Here is a 21,153-nt window from a genome sequence, read left to right as displayed (position 1 = left end):
ATGAATGAGATTCAAAATATTGTTGACAAGATAATTGCTGAAAAAGGGAAAGATTCTGATAAAGTGATTCCAATTCTTCAGGCCATTCAAGGGAAATTCAACTATTTGCCTGAAGAGGCTTTGAAAAGAGTTTGCGATACTACGGAAATTACAGAATCTCAGATTACGGGAATCTCAACCTTTTACTCTCAGTTTAGACACCATCCAGTAGGGAAGCACATTGTAAAGGTATGTGTTGGAACAGCTTGTCATGTAAAGGGAGCCAAGCAGGTTTACGATAGTTTTAAGCGTGAATTGAAAATTACTGAAGGAGATACTGATGCCGAAAAACTGTTTACCGTAGAAGAGGTGGCCTGTTTAGGATGTTGTACCATTGCTCCTGTTGTGCAGATTGATGATGTGACCTACGGACATGTAGAAACCGGAAAGGTTGCTGAGATCATAGAAGATTTTAAAAACCTTGCTCCAAGTGAAGAAAAGCAGGTACGTGAGCTTACCGAAGATGGAATCTCACAGGGAGAAATCAGGATTGGATTAGGTTCCTGTTGTATTGCAAGTGGTAGCTCGGGAGTAAAGGAAGAGTTGGAAAGAACTCTTGCGGACAATAAAATTAAAGTGGATGTAAAGCAGGTTGGATGCGTTGGTGTGTGTAATCAGGTACCAATGTTAGAGATTCACAAGGATGGTGAAGAACCCGCTTTTTACACGAAAATTAAGGCGAATGAGGTAAGTGAGATCATTAAAAACCACTTTCGCTCCGAAAATTGGATGAGTCGTTTCAAAAACAGATTCTACAATTACGCCGAGAACTTTACCTTTTCGGATGTTCCGGTTAGCTCAAATAGGTACAATTCAACTGAAAAGGATACGCCTATTGCAGAGTTTTTAAAGGGGCAAGTAAACATTGCTACTGAATATAGAGGAGAAATTAAACCATCAGATTTTGAAGAATACAAATCGAAAAGTGGTTTTGAGGCATTCGCAAAATGCTTGAAAGAACTTTCACCAGATGAAATTATCGCTCAAGTAGAAGAAAGTGGATTAAAAGGTCGAGGGGGAGCAGGTTTTCCATCCTTTATCAAGTGGAATTTGGTGAAAAATGCCCAAGCCGATGAAAAATACATCATCTGTAATGGTGATGAGGGAGATCCTGGAGCATTTATGGATCGCATGTTGTTGGAATCCTACCCATTCAGAGTGATTGAAGGGATTCTAATTGCAGCCTATGCAGTAGGTGCAAGCGAAGGGCGATTGTACATTCGTGCGGAGTACCCGTTAGCAGTAACTCGTATTAAAGAGGGGTTGGAAATTTGTAAGAAGGAAGGCTTAATTGGAGAGAATATCCTTGGTAGTGATTTTTCTTTCGATTTAAAGGTTTTCGAAGGAGCGGGAGCTTTTGTGTGTGGTGAGGAAACTGCACTAATTGCTTCAATAGAAGGAAAGCGTGGTATTCCTGAATTACGTCCGCCGTACCCGGCAGAAAAAGGCTTGTGGGAGAAACCAACCTTAATCAACAATACGGAAACCCTGTCATTGGTGCCATTTATCATTCGCAATGGCGCAGAAAGTTTTAAGAAGATTGGTACCGAAAACAGCAAGGGAACCAAGGTATTTGCTTTGGCAGGCAAGATCAATCGTGGAGGTTTGATTGAGGTGCCAATGGGAATTACCATTCGTCAGATTGTGGAAGAGATTGGTGGAGGAATTGCCAATGGAAAGAAATTTAAGGCAGTACAAATCGGAGGACCATCAGGAGGATGTATTCCTGCTGAAATGGCGGATACAACCATCGATTTTGATTCTCTAAAAGAAGTAGGAGCCATGATGGGATCAGGAGGTTTGATCGTCTTGGACGAATCCGATTGTATGGTGGATATCGCTCATTATTTCTTGTCTTTTACCCAGGAAGAATCATGTGGCAGATGTACATTCTGTAGAATTGGTACAAGACGAATGCTTGAGATTTTGGAAAAGATTAAATCAGGCAATGGAAGGTTGAGTGATTTGGATCTCTTGGAGCAGCTGGCCATTAATACCCAAAAGGGAAGTATTTGTGGTTTGGGAAAAACTGCGCCAAATCCTGTACTGTCAACATTAAAGTATTTCCGTCATGAATACGAGGCACACATCAAAGGCGAATGCCCTGCCGGGAAGTGTGAAAACTTGATTCGCTACGAAATTAATGATGATTGTACTGGATGTACCAAATGTGCTCAACGCTGTCCGGTGGATGCTATACAGGCAAAACCATATGAATTGCACACTGTGGACAATGAGTTGTGTATCAAATGTGATATCTGTAAACAGATTTGTCCGGTTGATGCAGTGGAGATAAAATGAATTGCCAGAAATAAAATGAATTGCCACGGGCTTTAGCCCGTGGATTGGAAAAAGAAACAAAATGCCAACAATTAAAATAGACAATCAGACCATTACAGTTGCAGAGGGAACCAGCATTTTGAATGCAGCCCGTTCTGCAGGAATTCACATTCCTAGCATGTGTTATATGGAAGGATGCAGCAATCATCCAACCTGTATGGTTTGTATGGTGAAAAACAATGCCAATCAGCAAATGATTCCTTCTTGCGCAACCAAGGTAGTGGATGGAATGGATTTGGCAAGTGAGGACACAGAAGTAAAAGAGGCCAGAAAAGAAGCCATCGAGCTATTAATGAGCGATCATGTTGGTGATTGCGAAGCTCCTTGTCGTGTGGCTTGTCCAGCTTATATGGATATTCCAAAAATGAACCGATTTATTGCCAATAATCAGTTCGATAAGGCATTGAAAATTGTAAAAGAGGAAATTGCCCTTCCGGGGATATTGGGATATGTATGCTCTGCTCCATGTGAAAAAGTTTGTCGTAGGAAAGATGTGGACCAGCCAGTTTCCATTTGTTTGTTGAAGCGATTCTCGGAAGAGGAAACTCAAAACTATTTGCCTGAGAAGAAGAAGGCAAGCGGTAAGAAAGTAGCCATTGTTGGTGGAGGAGCATCTGGACTTTCAGCAGCCTACCATTTGTTGTTGAATGGACACGATTGTGAACTGTTTGAAAAATATGAAGGTGTTGGAGGAATGTTATTGGCATCAGTCTTAAATGGTGACTTGCCTACTGAAGTGATGGTTAGAGAAGTTGCTGTTTTGGATCAATTGGGATTAGTAACAAATTGCAATGTTGAAGTTTCCAAAGAGAAATTTGAATCCCTAAAGCAAGAGTACGATGCAGTGATCCTTGCCAACGGAACAGATGGAGAAATATTTGGTCTGGAGGCTATAAAAACCAGCTTGAAAGTGGATTCAGGAACTTATACAACATCCGATCCGAAGGTTTTTGCATGTGGTAGCGTAATTCGAACTCAAAAAATGGCAGTAAAAGCCATTGCGATGGGAAAGGAAGCTGCCTGGTCGGTTGATGCTTATTTAAACAACGGAAAAGCTAAAGCTACGGAGCGTATATTTAATTCCAGATTTGGCACCCTTCGAAAAGAGGAATTGACTGAGTATTTGAAAGAATCGCTTGAAGGAGATAGAGTGGATGCAAAATCTCCGAATGGATATACAAAAGAAGAAGCCATTGCAGAAGCAAAGCGCTGTATGCATTGCGATTGCCGCAAGCTGGACAATTGTCGTTTGAGAGATTGTGCCGAAGAATACAAGATTGATCGCAGAAGATTTGCATTAGGCGAAAGAAATTCTGTATTGAAATACATCAATCATGATTCTGTGATTTATGAGCCAGAAAAATGCATCAAATGTGGATTGTGTATAGAGATCGCCGAAAGGCATGGTGAGAAAACGGGATTGACCAATATTGGTAGAGGCTTTACGGTGAAAGTGTCAGTTCCTTTTAATCAGCAATTGAGCGAGGCATTAACTGTTGCAGGAAAGGAGTGCGCCGAGGTTTGTCCGACGGGAGCTTTGTCGCTTCGCTCTAATTAAGAATTGGTAATTGACAATTAATAATATTACCTCACCCTTGGTCCCTCTCCTCGAGGAGAGGGAAACGCAGAGAATAGAGGTTAGGTGAAAAAATGATACAAAAGCTCCCTTCCTTTTCTCATTAAGGAGAAGGGGTTAGGGGGATGAGGTTAAATGAATAACAATTAATAATGACCTGACAGCGTTCTTGAACCTGTCAGGGTCCTGGAACTATGAAACATTTATTCCTATCCATATTAACAGTCGCTTTGAGCCTATCATCGATAGCTCAAAACAAACACAATTGGCTTTCTTTTCGTGGGAATGCGCAGTTGAGCGGTATTACTCAAGCAAAATTGCCTAAGAATCCGTCTCTTTTGTGGTCGTACAAAACTGGTGATGCCATTAAATCATCGCCAATTGTTCGTAATGGGATCATATATGTAGGATCGAATGATAGTAACCTGTATGCATTAAGCAAAGAGGGAGAGTTGAAGTGGAAATTTAATGCGGAGACTTCGGTGGAAGCATCGCCTTTATATCTGGATGGAAATGTGTATTTCGGTGCTTTGGATGGGATTTTCTATTGTTTGAATGCTGGTACTGGCGAGGTGAAGTGGAAGTTCACAACTGAAGGTCAAATTTCAGGATCTGCCAATTGGTTTTACGATAAGGTTAGCAAGCAGAAAAGAATCCTATTCGGTTCCTACGATTTTAAACTGTACTGTTTGGATGCCAAAACAGGAACGAAACTGTGGGATTATGAATCGGATAACTACATCAACGGAGCAGCATCATGCAATGGCGAAATTGCCATGTTTGGTGGTTGTGATGGATTTCTGCACCAAGTGGATGTGAAAACAGGAAAATCGAAGAAAAAGTTGGATATCCAAACCTATATCGCTTCATCGGTTGCCTTGGATGAAAATCATGCATTCTTCGGAAATCACGATGGGGAGTTTTACTGTGTGGATTTCAGGAAAAATCAGGTCAACTGGAAGAAAGAAGGAGCGATTTCTTATTTGGGATCGCCTGCCATTGCCAATGATATTGTGATTATTGGATCAGAGAACAGACAGGTGTACTGTTTTGATAAGAAATCAGGAAAAATAAAATGGCAATTTAAAACCAGGAACAAAATAGAAGCATCGCCTGTGATTGCAGCTAATGGGGTAGTAATGGCATCTGGTGACGGTCGCATATATTTATTGGATAAAGAAAATGGACAGAAAATATGGTCATATGAAATAGGAAGAGCTTTAATTGGAACACCGGCCGTGGTTGAAGGAATGATTGTGGTGACATCAATGGATGGTTCTGTTTATGTCTTTGGTGAGAAGTGAACCCATTTAAATTTCAGTACCGATAGCTATCGGGAGAGCTTTTAGCGAAACTGTGATATTAATAATCGGTATAGAACCTTCTGAAAGCCCCGTGAAGAGAGGTTACTTATTAGAAGGACGGGTACTTTACCCGAAGGATAGCTTACTTTTGCGAAGGGATCGATACTTTGCCGAAGGAAGGCTTACTTTTCAGAAGGGAAGAGTTTTTATGTGGAAGGGAAGCTTACTTTTCAGAAGGACGACAAATTTTCCAGAAGGATGATCATTTTATCAGGAAAATTAGGGCATAGAACGAAAAAAAGTGATTTAACAAGCGAATAGTAATATTTTATACCATTTTAGAGATTAATTTACATGGGTATAATGCCGATAGATTGTTAATACTTAATTATGAGTGTAGCGATATAAGGGAGTAAAATTAACAACTAATCGGTATTAAGGATTCGAAAAGATTACAAGTATGGAAATAGAGTTAAAGCAAATTTCAAAATATTATCAGGTACCGGGCAAGGAAAAGAGAATGGTTCTTGACGATTTATCCTTAAAAATAAAATCGGGTGATTCGGTTGCTATTGTTGGACCATCGGGTTCTGGTAAGAGTACATTGCTAAACTTGATTAGCTCATTGGATCAAGCCAATTCAGGAGTTATTCTTCATGGAGAGAGAGAAATTGGGAAGCTGGGAGAAGATGAAGTTGCCCAGTTCAGGAATAGAAACTTGGGTTTCATTTTTCAGTCGCATCACTTATTGCCTCAATTGAGTTTGATTGAGAATGTATTGGTTCCCCTGATTCCTGAAAAAGATAAGAAGTTAAAAGTTGAGGCAGAACAAAGGGCTCAGGAATTGATTGATTTTGTTGGTTTGTCAGGCCAGGTTAGTCAATTGCCCGGACAAATGTCGGGAGGAGAGTGTCAAAGAACTGCTGTGGTACGCGCTTTAATTCATCAACCAGGATTGTTATTGGCGGATGAGCCTACAGGTTCTCTGGATAAGCAATCTGCTGATCAACTTGGAGATTTATTGGTATCGATCAACGAAAAACAAAAAGTAACACTTGTTGTGGTTACGCATTCCATGGACCTGGCAAAAAAAATGAAGAAAATATACAAACTTGATAACGGAAAATTATCTAAAATCTAAACAATAAAACCCTTACAAATGAAGAACTACGTCTTAATCTTAATGGCATTGTCGCTGTTTTCATGTACATCGAAACAGAAAAAAGTAAGTGAATGGAGAGGTGAAAACCGCTCAGGAATTTATGCAGAAACGAACCTTTTAAAAGAATGGCCAAAGGATGGTCCAAATCTTCTTTGGGATGTAGAAGGTGTTGGAAATGGTTATGGATCGCCTGTTATTACTGATAGTAACATTTATTTGAATGGAGAGATGGATAGCATTGCTTATTTGATTGCAATGGATTTGGAAGGGAAGATGCTTTGGAAAACAGAATTTGGTAAAGATTGGATGAAGAATTTTATCGGATCTCGTTCTGCTCCAACTGTTGTTGATAGTTTGGTTTACGTAGCTTCTGGTTTGGGAGATGTTGCTTGTATTCATGCTGAAACAGGTGAATTGAAGTGGAAAATCAACATGTTGGAAAAATTTGAAGGTAAAAATACACGTTTTGGATATTCTCAGTCTCTTTTGGTAGATGGAGACTTGGTTTTTGCTGCACCTGGAGGGAAAGAAAAAAACATTATTGCAATGGATCGATTTACAGGAGAAACCAAATGGATCAATTCGGGCGTTGGTGAAATGCCTGCATATTGTTCTCCTTTATTGATTGAATATCCAACAAGAAATGTATTGGTAACCTTCTCGGAACATGCACTCTTAGCCGTAGAATCGCAAACAGGTAAAACCTTATGGACTCACCAGCAGGATACTACCAAAGGTGATGTAAATGGAAATACGCCGATTTATGAAGATGGATATTTGTATTACGTTACCGGATGTGGAAATGGTACTGTGAAACTAAAATTGGAAGATGAGGGTGCTAAAATCACTGAAGTGTGGAGAAATGAAGAACTAGACAATATCATGGGTGGTGTTGTGAAGCTAAATGGTAAAATCATTGCTTCGGCACATCGCAAGAAATCTTGGAAGAGTGTTGATGCTGAATCTGGTGAAACCAGAGATACTTTGAAATTTGGTAGAGGCTCGAGTATTGCTGCCGATGGTATGTTGTATTGTTATAACGAGAGAGGACAAGTTGGATTAGTAGAAGTAAGTCCTGAAAAGATGGAATTGGTAAGTCAATTCAAAATTACCAAAGGAACCAAAGAGCACTTTGCTCAACCTGTAATTGCCAATGGTGTATTGTATATCCGTCATGGCGATGCATTAATGGCATACGATATTAAGGCAATTAATAATTAATAATTGTTCGAAGAAGAATAGAATAAAAGTTTGGTGCAGTATAATTTATAATGGGTAATTATAAAGAATTGCCTAAAGTACTTAGAATACTTGGAGTACTTAAAGTATTAGTATGATAATATTTTTTTTATCAGTTTATTAAATGTACGCTTAAATGAGTGATTGTAGTGTTTATAGCATACATTTTAACTTTAAGCACTTTAAATATTTTAAGTACTATTTAATAAGTCACTCACTAAGAATAATATAGAACCTAAAGTTTCAGCAATTAGTTTTTTACGCAAAAGCAATTTCTTGAGACTTGAATCTTGATACTAAAAATCTAGACTATGAGTAAGCAAATATTTATATGTGGTTGTGAGAAAGATGGAAAAATCGAAAAAGAGTCTGTTCAAAAATTGATAGAGACTCTGGAAGAGAAGAATATTGGCTTCACTTATATTGAAGATATGTGTGGCACAATTCTTAAGAATCCAGATGATTTGGAAAGTCTGTACACAGCTGAAGATGCTGTTGTTTTTGGCTGTCAGGTTCGTGCCATGCAGAATTTGGTTGACAACTCAGGAAGAAGAATAGAAGAAAGTACAACAACGTACCACCATATTGATGATGACAAGGAGGAATTGATTTCGAGTTTGGAATCGGGAACAGGTGAACCACTAAAGATTAAATATTCTGATGATTGGAAACCTTGGTATCCTGTTATTGATTATGAACGTTGCAATGGCTGTAGAAAGTGTTTGAACTTCTGTTTGTTTAGCGTTTACTCGGTTGAAGATGATGGAACAGTTGTAGTATCGGCTTCGGCAAATTGCAAAGACATGTGTCCTGCCTGCGCAAGGGTTTGTCCACAAAATGCAATCATTTTTCCTAAACATGCCGAAAGTCCGATTGATGGAGGAGAAGGCGATGGTTCTGAAAATGAAAAAACAGATATCCTCGAACAAATTCAAAATGATGATGTTTATTCAGTACTAAGTGCAAGAAGAAAGAATTTTCAGGTGTCATTATTGAAGAAAGATCAATTACAAATGGCAGAGGAAGAGCGACGAGCTTGTTGCAGCGGAGCAGATAAGGCGGAAGAGAAAAAAGAAGAGAAATGCGATTGCGACTGTAATTGCAAGGAAGAACCAGAGGCAAGCTGCGATTGTAATTGCGATTGCAAGGATGGTGATTCGAATTCATGTTGCTGTTAAAAAGGAGAGAATGATATTTTCATTAGGATCAAGAATATTACGCACTGTTGATTTAAAGTTGCTTTGGAAATTAGGCTACAATCTTGGCTTTAAAGGCATGAAGGCAGTTGCAAAGCATAAAAAGCGTTTAAAGAAAGGAGAGTTGTACCCTGCCTTTATGATGATTTCGGTTACTGATAATTGTAACTTGAATTGTCAGGGATGTTGGGTAACAATTAACAATACTTCGAAGGGAATGGATGTGGAAACACTGGAAAACATCATCAATTCCAGTAAGAAAAAAGGATCATACTTTTTTGGTCTTTTAGGTGGTGAACCATTGATGTATCCTCTATTGTTTGATGTAATCGAACGTTATTCCGATTGTTACTTTCAATTGTTTACCAATGGGACTTTGTTGACCGATGAAGTGGCTCAGCGTTTAAGAAAGTTAGGGAATGTTTCTCCTTTAATTAGCGTAGAAGGCTTGCAGGATGTAAGCGACATCAGAAGAGGAGCAAACAATGTATATGGCCGAACAATGACTGGAATTGATTCAGCCATTAATAACAAGCTATTTACAGGTGTGGCTACAAGTGTTTGCAAATCGAATTTTAAGGATTTGGTGAGTGAAGAATTTGTGAATTCTTGCATCAAGAAGGGAATTCATTACTTGTGGTACTACATTTATAGACCAGTAGGAGAGCGTCCAACAACAGAATTGGCCTTGTCTGAAGAGGAAATTCTGGAGTTGAGACAGTTTATGGTTGACATTCGTGTAAAAGCGCCATTAATGATTATTGATACCTATTGGGATGAGAAAGGAAATGCGCTTTGTCCGGGTGCAATAGGTTTATCACATCATATTAATCCATATGGAGATATTGAATTTTGTCCGCCAATTCAATTTGCAGGTGAAAAAATTGAGGCGGATTCCAATATTCCTGAATTAATTGAAAATTCAAAATACATTTCAGGTTTAAGAAATGGCATCACTGATTGTACACAAGGATGCATTTTGTTGGATGCTCCAGAGCAATTACATGCCATGTTGAAAGAGGCTGATGCATACGATTCATCGAAAAGAAGCAAAGCATTCGAAGAATTACAAAAAATGAAGCCATGTGCTGGTCATCATATCCCGGGAAAAGAAATTCCCGAAAAATCGTGGGTATACCGATTTGCAAAGAAATATTCATTCTTTGGGTTTGGAGCATATGGATAAATGATTACTGTAGAGACGCACGGCCGTTTTTGATATACTGTAGAGACGCACGGCCGTGCGTCTGTACAAGGGAAAATCAATAATGGCCGTGCGTCTGTACAAGAGGAAATATAGAAGAATACGATAATGAGATTGCAATGATATTAAGGAAAGATCAGATAAATACCAATTTAGGAAATGCGCTACCTCAATCTCCTGAGAAGCTAAAGCAAATCAGGGATTTGATTCGTGATTATGCTGCTGAAACGGAAATAGTTCCTCCTTTGCAGGAATCGGAGGTGATTTTTCATTCAGGAGAACTAATCAAAATGCATCCTGAATTGTTTCTGTATCAGAAATTACTGGCTGTAATGATTAATAATTTTGCATGGCAAAATATTGTAGCTGGCATTCCTTTCAATCGCCGAATTTTATTACTCCCTAAGTGCTTTAGTCATGCTGATTGTCCTGCAAAATTTGATGAGTTGGGCTTACTCTGCGAACAATGTGGCAGGTGTGATTTGGCCGATATTATCTCTAAAGCGGATGATTTGGGTTATCACACCATTGTAAGCGAGGGAACAACATCTGCAAGTGTTCTGCTTTCATCTGGTCAGGTTGAATGTGTAATTGGTGTAGGTTGTTTGCACTCTTTCGAAAGATCTTTCCCTTTGGCAGTAAAAGAAGCGGTTCCATCCATTGCTATACCATTGTATAATAACGATTGTAAAGATTCCAAAGTTGATGAAGTTTGGTTTAGTGAAATTCTTGCCAATCGAAAGGAAAGCAATTGGCATGGCTGGATCGATTTGGATCAGCTTAAGAAATCTGTAAACTCATGGTTTAGCAAAGAAAAATTGCTAGAGTTTTTTGATTATACAGATGATACCGTTGATATTGCCATCGACTGGATTGAAAAGGATGGAAAGCGTTGGCGTCCTATAATGATGACTGCTGTTTATGATGCTTTGATCGGAAAATCAGGAGAGTATAACGAAACGATTCAAAAATTAGCAGTTTCGATAGAGTGTTTTCATAAAGCATCGCTTGTGCACGATGACATTGCAGATGATGATGATAAGAGATATGGTAAACCGAGTTTGCACAAGGAATTTGATGTTCCGATAGCCTTAAATGTTGGAGATTTGATCGTAGGATATGGTTACCAAATGATTGCAGAATCAGGAGCTAAACATATTAAAAGTTTGCTAAAGGTAGCTTCTCGTGCTCATCGTGATTTATCATTGGGACAAGGTGAAGAGTTACTTTGGAGATCGAATGGGAAATTGCTTAGCAGAGAAGAAATCATTCGAATATTTAGTAACAAAACGTCACCAGCTTTTGAAGTAGCATTGCAATTTGGTGCCATTCAAGCAAATGCAGGAAGTGATGTTATGAAGGTGATTTCAGAATACAGCACTGCATTGGGCATTGCTTATCAAATTAATGATGATTTGGATGATTTCAAACAGAATGAAATTGTCAATGGATTTAATACAGTTCAGCCGTCGATGATTTCATGTATTCTGAATGAAAAATATCCTGAAAAGATGAAGGAGTGGAGTCGAAATCAGGACTCAGACATTTTAAAATGGGATGAAACCAAAGCGGCAATGCAAGAAGCAGAAGAAATGCTAAGTGATTACAAGCAAAAAGCCATGAAAAGTCTTTGCAAGTTGTCCAATTCAAATTTAAAGATATTATTAACCCGCCTATTGAATAGGATTGTACCTGAGTAAATATGACATTGTCTAAGAAATCAATCAATTGTAACCAATTCATACTGGAAAGCTTGCTAAAGGCAAAAGAGGCTTTAAGTGAAGAAGCTCAAAATCATATTCTTTCGTTTTTACGTTCCCAAAAATGTGAATCAGGAGGATTTATCGATAAGGCTGGCAAATCAGATTTGTACTATTCGGTTTTTGGATATACGCTTGCTTTGGTTTTGGATTTGAAATTGAATATAGCTGATGAGAAAAAATATCTGAAGCAATTTGAACAACAAAATCTTGATTTTGTACATTCAGTATGTTTGGTAAGGGCTTTCTATTTGCTACATCTTATAAATTTAAAACAAAAAACAGGATTTAAGTCCACCAAATATTTAAGAATAGGATTTGCTAAAGATTTAATAATAGGAAAATTGGTCAAAAGAACGATGATTGATTGTTCGGAAGTATTGTGGGAACTGGAAAATTATATCGCAAAAGATGAAGGTTACAATCACAATAGAAAAGACGCAGAACACTCTACCGTTTATGCCAATTATTTAATGTGGACTTTATATCAAGATTTGCAAATAGAAGAGGATACAATTGAGGAAATTCAAAATGCGAACCGGTCATTAATATTGAATAATGGTTCTTATGCGAATGAAAATAACAGTTCAGATGGGGTAACATCAGCTACTTCTGCTGGTATGATCATGAATTTGGATCATGGAAAAAGTAAAGATTGGTTGCTTCAAATGAGATCGAAGAGAGGTGGCTTTATTGCTGCTAAAGATGTACCTGTTTCTGATCTTTTATCAACAGCAACTGCATTGTTGGCTTTGAAATTGTCTGGAGAAAATATGGACTCGTTTGCCGAAAATTCCTTAAATTTCATCAACCTTCACTGGGATGAGTCAGGAGGCTTTTTCGGTAGCATTGCTGATATGTCCTGTGATGTGGAATATACCTATTATGCTCTTCTTGGCTTGGGTATTTTGTCTTGATAGAGAATCCATGTGTAGATGAAAAGATAACCAATTACTAACAGTGACCAGATCATGATTTCCAATTACAACTGCATACAAAACCTAAAAGAGAAACTTGACGATCATATTCTTTCCCTTAGAAATGAAAATGGATACTGGGATGGAAAATTATCCAGTAGTGCCTTGTCAACAGCGGTTGCGGTTTTTGCATTATGGAAATACAATAAAAAGAAGTATGACTTTCAGATTAACAAAGGACTGTTCTGGTTGACTCAAAATGTCAATTTAGATGGTGGCTGGGGAGATACCATAAGAAGCAAAAGCAATTTAAGTACTACTTTGCTTACATGGGCTTGTTTTTCGATTGCCAAAGATCGTCCTGAGTTTGCTGAGTGCATTCATAATGCTGAGAATTGGTTGACTGATCGTCTGAAAAAATTGGATCCGGAATCCATAAGTTCTGCCATATTGAATCATTATCAAAGCGATCAAACCTTTTCGGTACCTATCCTTTCCATGTGTGCACTATCAGGAAGGTTAGGAGAAAATGGATGGAAATTTGTTCCACAACTTCCATTTCAAATGGCAGTATTTCCCGATCAGCTCTTTAAGTTTCTGAACTTATCAGTGGTAAGCTATGCCATTCCGGCATTGATTGCGATTGGCTTGGTAAAAGCACAACATAGCAAACCAAATAAGTTAACAAAGAAGCTAAACCAATCCGTAAAACCCAAAGTTCTACAAATTCTATCGGAAAAACAGCCTGGCAATGGTGGCTTTTTAGAAGCTGCACCTTTAACGGGATTTGTACTAATGAGCTTGATTGGAGCAGGAGAGAGAGAGCTTGAAGTTTGTAAAAAGGCAGCAAACTTTTTGGAACATTCGATACGTGAGGATGGATCCTGGCCTATTGACACACATTTGGCAACTTGGGTAACATCATTATCTGTAAATGCTTTGGATAATAGTGTTTTGTCTGAAATGGCTGATAGAGAGAAGCTTCCTTCTTATTACCTGGATTACCAGTTAAAGAATATTCACCCATTTACAAAGGCAAAACCGGGAGGTTGGGCATGGACCCATTTACAAGGAGGAGTACCAGATGCCGATGATACTTCGGGAGCATTGATTGCTCTACATAAATTGAACGAATACCAGGATATTCCCATTGAGGCTATAAAAAATGGTGTGAACTGGTTAATTGACCTACAGAATAACGATGGAGGATTGCCAACTTTTTGTAAAGGTTGGGGGAAATTGCCTTTCGACTGTTCTTGCCCGGATATTACTGCTCATGGTATAAAAGCATTTTCGCTTTGGCGAGATAAATTGGATGCTCAGACCAGAAGCAAAGTGGATAAAAGTATTCAGAAGGCATGGAGATATTTAAACAATTCACAATTGGATAATGGCTCATGGTTGCCTTTATGGTTTGGAAATGAGGACGATTTGCAGCATGAAAACCCTGTATATGGAACTTCAATAGTACTGTATTCTATAAGTGATTTAAACCCAGATGTTTTAAAAGGATTACGTGAAGTTAAAAACAAAGCTACGGCCTTTCTACAAGCTGTTCAAAATGAAGATGGTGGATGGGGAGGAAATGCGAGTCTAATCTCTACCATTGAGGAAACTTCTTTGGCAGTACGAGCTTTGGCTTCAATTCAAAATCAGGAAGAAATAAATAATGGATTGCAGTGGCTTAAAATGCATCTTCCTAATGATTTGAATGACATTAAAGCTACTCCTATAGGATTGTATTTTGCCTCACTTTGGTACTTTGAGGATATGTATCCATTGGTATTTGCAAGCTCTGCATTATATGAAGTGTATAAATCAATCACGAATTACGAATTAATAATTGCGAATGAAGAGGCTTGAGACTCTTACTCCAAGTGAGATTCGCAATAAGTAGGAGCTGTCCCAGATTTATTTAATTCTCATTAAAAGTTTAAATACTTTAATCTGTTCTTATTAGTTTTGCCACCCTTAAAAAATAAAGCAAACACACAGATGAAATATAGAGAGCTTAGTACAAAAGAAGCCATTCAAGAAAGAAGAAGTATTCGCAAATTTAAGCCTGATGATTTTTCAGATGAGATTTTAATGGAATTGTTGGAGGCAGCTAGACTTGCTCCCTCAGGATGTAACTCCCAACCGTGGAGATTTAAAATCGTTCGAGATATCGAAACCAGGAAAAAGCTTCAGGAATATTCATTTGATCAAAAATTTGTGAGTCAAGCACCAGTTGTTTTGGTTATTTGTGCAGATGTTCAGGGCTACATAGATGGTCGTGTTTCAGGAGTTCAGGATCTGGGAGAAATAGGAGTTTTCGATAATGAGATTTGTGAAATCTTGAATAAAACGACAAAAGCAAAATCATTATTAAAAAAGGAAGATTTAGCCAAGTCGGTTGCATTTAATATCGCAATTGCAGTAGAGCATATTGCTTTAAGAGCATTGGATTTCGGTTTAGGAACCTGTTGGATGAGACTGATTGATGAGAAAGCAATTAGCGAACTGTTTGGATGGGATGCAAACCTGTATCCGGTAGCGGTGTTGCCAATTGGTTATCCTGATGAACATCCAAAAGCCAGAAAGAGGATGAAGATGGAAGATTTGATCATCGACTAGGAATAATTATTCATTGTTAATTGATAGTTATTCATTGTCTACAACTACGCCAATCATCTCCCAGAAGATTTTCTCATCTATTACATTTACATGATATTCCATGGCTTTGCGATTTTTGCGACCTTTTCCAGAGAATTGTTCAGCATAAGCAGTGATAAGGTAATCTACATTTTTAGAGACTACTCTTTTAACGATTAGTCCACGTTCTTTTACCAACTGTTGAGCCAATTCACGATCGATTCGTTGGCCGTTGATTTTGCAATTTAGATGACCAGAGAAACAAACGCTCTTTCCTGTCAATGATTTTAATTGTTTCTGTACTCCAGGTGTAGTAATTGGAATTTTAGTGCGCTCGTATTTAATTAACAAATCCAACTCTTTTGGAAGAATACAAAGCAAATCAGAAACCAAATGAAGATCATCCATTTCGGCATTTGTTAGAATTTCATCCAATAGGTAAATGCGAATCAGCTTGCGCAAGTATTCCTCATGAATTTCCATTACCTGCTCTTTCGAGAGTTTGTAGGCTGTTGCCAAATCTACCAAAGAGAAAATCTCTTTTTCTTCTAAAATGCGATCTGCCAAAGCACGATCCAAAACATTCAAATACTGACGTACAGGAACAGAATCTCCAGCACTTGAAGTTAACCTGTTTAGTAAATCGTAAAGTTTGTTTTTCTGGATATTAGCTATGTTTTTTGCTTCCTTTCGCTTCATGAAGATATTGCGTTCCTTTGGGCAATCTTCAATTTTTATTAGGTGAAGGAAGTTTTCAACGAAGTCTTCGATCTCGTTTTGCTGAGCATATAAATTCTTCAGTATGGAGAAAAGCTTGGCCGTTGCCAAAGAATCAGACTTGGCAGAATGGCGTACTGAAAATTCAATATCGTAATAAGTACATAGCTGTTCTAATCTACGTAGACCAGAATCTGGAGCAACCAAATCGAATAGCTTAAGAGTACAAATCCCTTTCAATTTAGGCATGCTGTCATTTAGAATTGGTTCTAAAAAGCGAACAGCAAAATCCAAATCGTGAGCAACCAAAGTTTTGCCATTTAGGCGAGAAAGAATATCAGGAACAATTTCTGAAGCTGAAGGTGCATTTTTCACCATGTCATCGGTTATGCCATGAATTTGAAATCCTTCAATATCTTTTCCTGGGTGAATTAATGTTTCATAGCTATCCAATAATTCTCCGTTCCAGTTCACGGTTTGAATGGCCAACTCAACCAAATGATCACCATGTTGAGGTGAAATACCGGTTGTTTCAAGTGAGATAATGGCAAATTGATGCTTATATAGTTCCAGTATTGGATCGTTTGTCATAGTTAGTTTTTATTAGGGTAATCAGATTAGAGCAAATATAAAACTATTGAACGAAAAATGAGTCCATATAGTACCTAAAGTACTTGCCAAACCTAAAAAATAATGTAGATTTGAAACTCAAATTTTGAAGACAATATTAAAACATACACTATGAGTAATTCAAAACAACAAGCACAAGAATTAATCGATTTTATTCATGAAAGTCCAAGTACTTATCATGCCGTTAATAACATCAGAAAGGAGTTGAATGATGCTGGTTTTCAGGAGTTAGATCTTCGTGAAGAATGGAAAATTGAAAAAGGTGGAAAGTACTTTACAAGCAAAAATGGATCAGCTATTTTCGCTTTTCAGATTGGAACAGGAGAGATTGAAGAGGAAGGATTCCAAATGATTTGTGCTCACTCTGATGCACCAGGTTTTAAAATCAAACCAAATCCTGAAATTGAAGTTGAAGGAAACTATATCAAATTAAATACAGAAGTATACGGTGGTCCAATCCTGAACACATGGATGGATCGTCCACTTTCTATTGCTGGTCGTGTGTCGGTAAAATCAAATGATCCTTTGCATCCAGAACATTTGTATGTAAAGATTGATCGTCCTTTGATGGTGATTCCTAATCTGGCAATTCACCTGAACCGTGCAGTAAACGATGGTGTTGCCTTGAACAAGCAGAAAGATATGCTTCCATTGCTTTCTATGATTACAGAAGAAATGGAAAAGGACAATTGTTTGGTGAAATTGATTGCCGAAGAATTGAAAATTGATGCTGAAGCCATTATCGATTTTGATGTGAATCTATTTGAAGTTGAAAAAGGATGCATCTTCGGATTGAATGATGAATTTATCTCTTCTCCACGCTTGGATGACTTGGCAATGGCTCATGCAGGTTTAAAGGCTTTATTGTCGGTTGGTAACTCTAAGAAAACGCAGATGCTTGCTATTTTCGATAACGAAGAAGTTGGAAGTGTAACCAAGCAGGGAGCAGGTTCTCCAGTATTGCGTCACATCTTGCAGCGCATTGTTTTCAAATTGGGTAAAGATATGGAAGCATTGCACCGTGCCATCTACAGCTCTTTCATGATTTCGGCGGATATGGCTCACGCTGTACATCCAAATATTGGTGAGAAGCACGATCCTACCAACCGCCCGTTTATTAATAAAGGACCGGTAATTAAGATCCACGCAAATCAAAAATATACTACCGATGGTGATTCGGGTACAGTATTCGAAACATTGTGTAAGAATGCTGATGTTCCTTATCAAAAGTTTGTGAACCGTTCCGATTTAGTTGGAGGTAGCACTCTTGGTAATGTGTCAACAGGTCAGGTTGATATCCGCACTGTAGATATAGGTAACCCAATGTTCGGAATGCACTCGGTTCGCGAAACAGGTGGAGTAGAAGATAATACATACGTTCGTAAGGTGTTTACTTATTTCTTTGGATTGTAAGAATTCAACTTATTAGATAATATTTAAAGGCAGCACGTTGTGTTGCCTTTTTTATGTATTAATTTCTTGTAGGGATTGATTTTATTTGGCTTCGAAAAATATTTCATCCTTCAATTGAAAAAGTACTTACCTATTGAATCATTTCGAAATCAAATAACAGTTTTGGAAATTCAATTCGAATAGTTTCAGATCAATGGGATAAATAAGTAAATATTGCTTCTATCTTTTTTCTAATCTTATTATCAAGAGAATGAAAGTTGCTGCTATGGTATTGCTATGGCAGGTAAGGTAAATTCCTAAGGAGTAAGCTTTGGGTTTGTAAACAATTTTTCAATTCTTTCGATCGAACCAAAATATCATCGTATGAATATGTCTGATGTAATTAGCCCTGATGATTGGATTCTTTTACTTATAGTTCATTTACTACTAAGTGTTGTGTCTATCTATTTTGTGATCCGAAATGAAAAAAACAGATTCTTACTGATTTACTCACTTGTCATTCTTTTGATTCCCATTGTGGGTGCAATTGCCTATTTATTTTATTCTTACCTGAAATGGGATTCTTCACGTTATCTAAACAAATAAATGTTTTTCCCTGTAAATTTCGTATATTCTGGGGTAGAGAAGTCTAAGCAAGGACTAGGAAGAAAAGAGATTGTTTATACGCAACCATTGGGTATTGCCTGCATCGTATAAGCAATGTGCCAAATAATTTGGCACATCAAGAAAAAATTACAAACAACCAAACAAACCCCTCAATCTATGAAACGTTACGTTTTACTATCAGTTCTTTTGCTCCCATTGATGCTTCTGGCCCAGGAACGTTTTCTGGTCGATAGCTTGAGTATGCGAATGGAAGCAGCAACGGAAGATAGTACCAAAGTTAAAATACTTCTTGAATTATCAGATACCTATCAGTTTACAGATTTTAAACAAAGTCTTGAATATGCAAATTCAGCCCTTGGGCTTGCTAATTCAGGTAAGTTGAGATTACTACAGGCTAGAAGCCATAAGAAAATAGCTGATATCTTATTTCGAAAAGGTATATATGATCGTTCCCTGGACCATTACCTAAAGAGTAAAAAGATATTTGAAGAAGAAAAGGACCATACCTCTTTGGTGGGGGTGGAGCACAATATGGGAAGTATTTTTTATCGCTTGCTGGAGTACGATAAAGCATTGGAACATTATAAGGCAGCTCTTTCCATGCAGAATAAAATTCTAGCGATGGGAGATTCGACTTACTATACTCAACATCATGCTTTTTACAATAGCATTGGGAACTGTTACAATGTGAAAAAAGAGTATGAAATAGCCAAAACTTACTTTCTAAAGGCTTTGAAAGGAGCCAAAAAGTTTGATGATAAATTGAATTTGGGTGTTATCTATAACAATCTTGGAAAAGTTTCCATGGAAACAGGCAAGTATGAAGAATCATTGGAATATATGAAACTCTCGTTACAAGCACGTAAGGCAATAAATGATAAAAATGGCATGTCTCGATCACACCTGTTTATGGCCGAGTATTATCGGAAAACAGGAGCATTTCAAAAAGCTTTGGACGAGGCCAATATTGGGAAAGATTTGGCCAGTGAAGCAGGATCGATGCTGTCTTTAATGGAAGCCTACCAGACTATTTCACAAATAAAAAAAGAGTTGGGCGATTCGGATGGAGCTTTGATGGCTTACCAGAAATTTCATGCATATAACGATAGTATTATCAATGAAGCATCGGTTCGCGAAGTTACCAGTCTACAAATGCAATACGAGTTCGATAAGCTTGAAAAAGAGAGGCAGGTAAAGCAGCAACGCAAGGAAATGATTTACCTTTTTCTGATGGCCATTTTGGTTTTGGGAATGATCATTACCGGATTGCTTTATGGTTTTATAAAGAGTAGAGCCAAGGCAATTAGTTTAGAGAAGCAGACATTGGAAAAAGATTTGGTTCTGAAGAATCAGGATTTGGAGATTAAGAACAAGGAGCTTACCACCAATGTCATGTACCTTTTAAAGAAAAATGAATTGATTACAAGTGTTTCCAGTCGTTTGTTACAGCTGAAATCCCAGCTAAAACAAGAAAACAAGGAGCCCATTCAAAAGATCATTTTCGACCTTCAGGCTGGCGCCGATCAGGATGTGTGGGAAGAATTTGAGCTGCGTTTTCAACAGGTTCATAACGATTACTACAAGAAATTACAGGAACGATTCCCAAACTTGTCTCCTTCAGAAGTTAAGCTTTGTGCATTTTTAAAACTGAACATGACCAGCAAGGAGATTTCCAGTATCATTCACCAAAGTGTGAAAAGTATTGAAGTGTCCAGATCCCGTATTCGCAAGAAGCTGGATCTTACGGGCAAGGATGTGAATTTGGTTACTTTCTTATCCGAATTGTAAAGATTCATTTCCTTTGTTGTGAGTGTTTGCAACATGCATGAAATGAGATATTAATGCCAATTGAATGTTATAATGCAGAGCAATTGATCAGGACATCTCAAGTCTGATTTATTTACTCGCCAGAAATATTCTTTTTTTATTGAATTAATCAGCTGAATTTCATTTGAAATCAGCTGATTACTATTTCCGATAGTATAGGACTTTCCTTTTAATTCTACTTTCCTAACGCCAACTGTTTTACCCCTAAAAATTGTATTCATACTCTGTTTTAAGATTTGGAGTGTTTTGAGTACTGTCTATTCGTAAGTGTCAGACAATTAATTGTTAATGTGTTTTTGTTAAGGTGCCGCTATGGTGTCTAAATAGGAATGTAGAGCCATTTCTAAGGTCATTTTTAATTGTTGAAGATTCCTGATAAGGCACATCCTTCTTTTCTCTATTAAATACCGTCTATCATTGTGAGCAAATAAAATTGCCAGCATATGAATTGGGAAAAGAAAACTAAAGAACTAACAGATCGAGAGAAAGAAATTCTTGAACTCATTGATAAGAAAAAAAATGAGACAGAAGCTTTGCGAAAGATACTGGAGTCGATTGAGAAAAAGAGAGATCAAAAAACGAAATAACT

At 37.7% G+C, this 21,153-nt stretch carries 16 protein-coding genes; 15 read left to right on the top strand and 1 reads right to left on the bottom strand.

The genetic code is table 11. From position 1 onward, the window contains the following. The 11 genes from M0051_RS04940 (at position 1) to M0051_RS04890 (ending at position 15,353) form a co-directional block, all read left to right on the top strand. Positions 1 to 2,340: an NAD(P)H-dependent oxidoreductase subunit E gene (locus tag M0051_RS04940; protein ID WP_306740439.1), complete on the top strand. Its 2,340-nt coding sequence runs from the start codon at positions 1 to 3 to the stop codon at positions 2,338 to 2,340. A gap of 61 nt (positions 2,341 to 2,401) precedes the next feature. Next, entirely contained in the window at positions 2,402 to 3,937 is a 1,536-nt protein-coding gene (locus tag M0051_RS04935) for a 2Fe-2S iron-sulfur cluster-binding protein (protein ID WP_306740438.1), read from the top strand. 212 nt (positions 3,938 to 4,149) lie between these two features. Then, entirely contained in the window at positions 4,150 to 5,259 is a 1,110-nt protein-coding gene (locus M0051_RS04930) for a PQQ-binding-like beta-propeller repeat protein (protein ID WP_306740437.1), read from the top strand. 460 nt (positions 5,260 to 5,719) lie between these two features. Continuing rightward, entirely contained in the window at positions 5,720 to 6,400 is a 681-nt protein-coding gene (locus tag M0051_RS04925; RefSeq protein ID WP_306740436.1) for an ABC transporter ATP-binding protein, read from the top strand. An 18-nt stretch (positions 6,401 to 6,418) separates the two neighbouring features. Beyond that, positions 6,419 to 7,642, top strand: coding sequence for a PQQ-binding-like beta-propeller repeat protein (locus tag M0051_RS04920; protein ID WP_306740435.1), 1,224 nt, complete (start codon positions 6,419 to 6,421; stop codon positions 7,640 to 7,642). A 329-nt stretch (positions 7,643 to 7,971) separates the two neighbouring features. Further along, complete coding sequence (locus tag M0051_RS04915) at positions 7,972 to 8,838, top strand: ATP-binding protein (RefSeq protein WP_306740434.1); 867 nt, start codon at positions 7,972 to 7,974, stop codon at positions 8,836 to 8,838. 10 nt (positions 8,839 to 8,848) lie between these two features. After that, a complete protein-coding gene (locus tag M0051_RS04910) occupies positions 8,849 to 10,042 on the top strand; it encodes a radical SAM protein (RefSeq protein WP_306740433.1) in 1,194 nt (397 codons plus the stop codon). A 137-nt stretch (positions 10,043 to 10,179) separates the two neighbouring features. Beyond that, positions 10,180 to 11,760, top strand: coding sequence for a polyprenyl synthetase family protein (locus M0051_RS04905; RefSeq protein WP_306740432.1), 1,581 nt, complete (start codon positions 10,180 to 10,182; stop codon positions 11,758 to 11,760). A gap of 2 nt (positions 11,761 to 11,762) precedes the next feature. Continuing rightward, on the top strand, positions 11,763 to 12,737 hold the full coding sequence (locus tag M0051_RS04900) for a prenyltransferase/squalene oxidase repeat-containing protein (RefSeq protein WP_306740431.1): 975 nt from the start codon (positions 11,763 to 11,765) through the stop codon (positions 12,735 to 12,737). Between the two features lie 54 nt (positions 12,738 to 12,791). Continuing rightward, positions 12,792 to 14,600, top strand: coding sequence for a prenyltransferase/squalene oxidase repeat-containing protein (locus M0051_RS04895; protein ID WP_306740430.1), 1,809 nt, complete (start codon positions 12,792 to 12,794; stop codon positions 14,598 to 14,600). Positions 14,601 to 14,732: 132 nt separating this feature from the next. Continuing rightward, positions 14,733 to 15,353: a nitroreductase family protein gene (locus M0051_RS04890; RefSeq protein WP_306740429.1), complete on the top strand. Its 621-nt coding sequence runs from the start codon at positions 14,733 to 14,735 to the stop codon at positions 15,351 to 15,353. A gap of 27 nt (positions 15,354 to 15,380) precedes the next feature. Here the strand turns inward: M0051_RS04890 and M0051_RS04885 are convergent, their stop codons facing one another. Next, positions 15,381 to 16,679, bottom strand: a complete 1,299-nt coding sequence (locus tag M0051_RS04885; RefSeq protein ID WP_306740428.1) for an exonuclease domain-containing protein — start codon at positions 16,677 to 16,679, stop codon at positions 15,381 to 15,383. A 150-nt stretch (positions 16,680 to 16,829) separates the two neighbouring features. Between M0051_RS04885 and M0051_RS04880 the strand changes: the two genes are divergently transcribed. From M0051_RS04880 to M0051_RS04865, 4 genes are all read left to right on the top strand, one after another. Then, positions 16,830 to 18,131 (top strand): M18 family aminopeptidase, encoded by a 1,302-nt coding sequence (locus tag M0051_RS04880; protein WP_306740427.1) that lies wholly within the window; start codon positions 16,830 to 16,832, stop codon positions 18,129 to 18,131. A gap of 363 nt (positions 18,132 to 18,494) precedes the next feature. Beyond that, on the top strand, positions 18,495 to 18,716 hold the full coding sequence (locus M0051_RS04875; protein ID WP_306740426.1) for a PLDc N-terminal domain-containing protein: 222 nt from the start codon (positions 18,495 to 18,497) through the stop codon (positions 18,714 to 18,716). A 177-nt stretch (positions 18,717 to 18,893) separates the two neighbouring features. Beyond that, a complete protein-coding gene (locus M0051_RS04870) occupies positions 18,894 to 20,525 on the top strand; it encodes a tetratricopeptide repeat protein (RefSeq protein WP_306740425.1) in 1,632 nt (543 codons plus the stop codon). A 482-nt stretch (positions 20,526 to 21,007) separates the two neighbouring features. Beyond that, on the top strand, positions 21,008 to 21,151 hold the full coding sequence (locus M0051_RS04865; protein WP_157471519.1) for a hypothetical protein: 144 nt from the start codon (positions 21,008 to 21,010) through the stop codon (positions 21,149 to 21,151). The last annotated feature ends 2 nt before the right edge of the window (positions 21,152 to 21,153 follow it).

The organism is Marinifilum sp. D714, assembly GCF_030851345.1.
Lineage (GTDB): Bacteria > Bacteroidota > Bacteroidia > Bacteroidales > Marinifilaceae > Marinifilum.
This window is presented reverse-complemented; position numbering and strand designations above follow the sequence as displayed.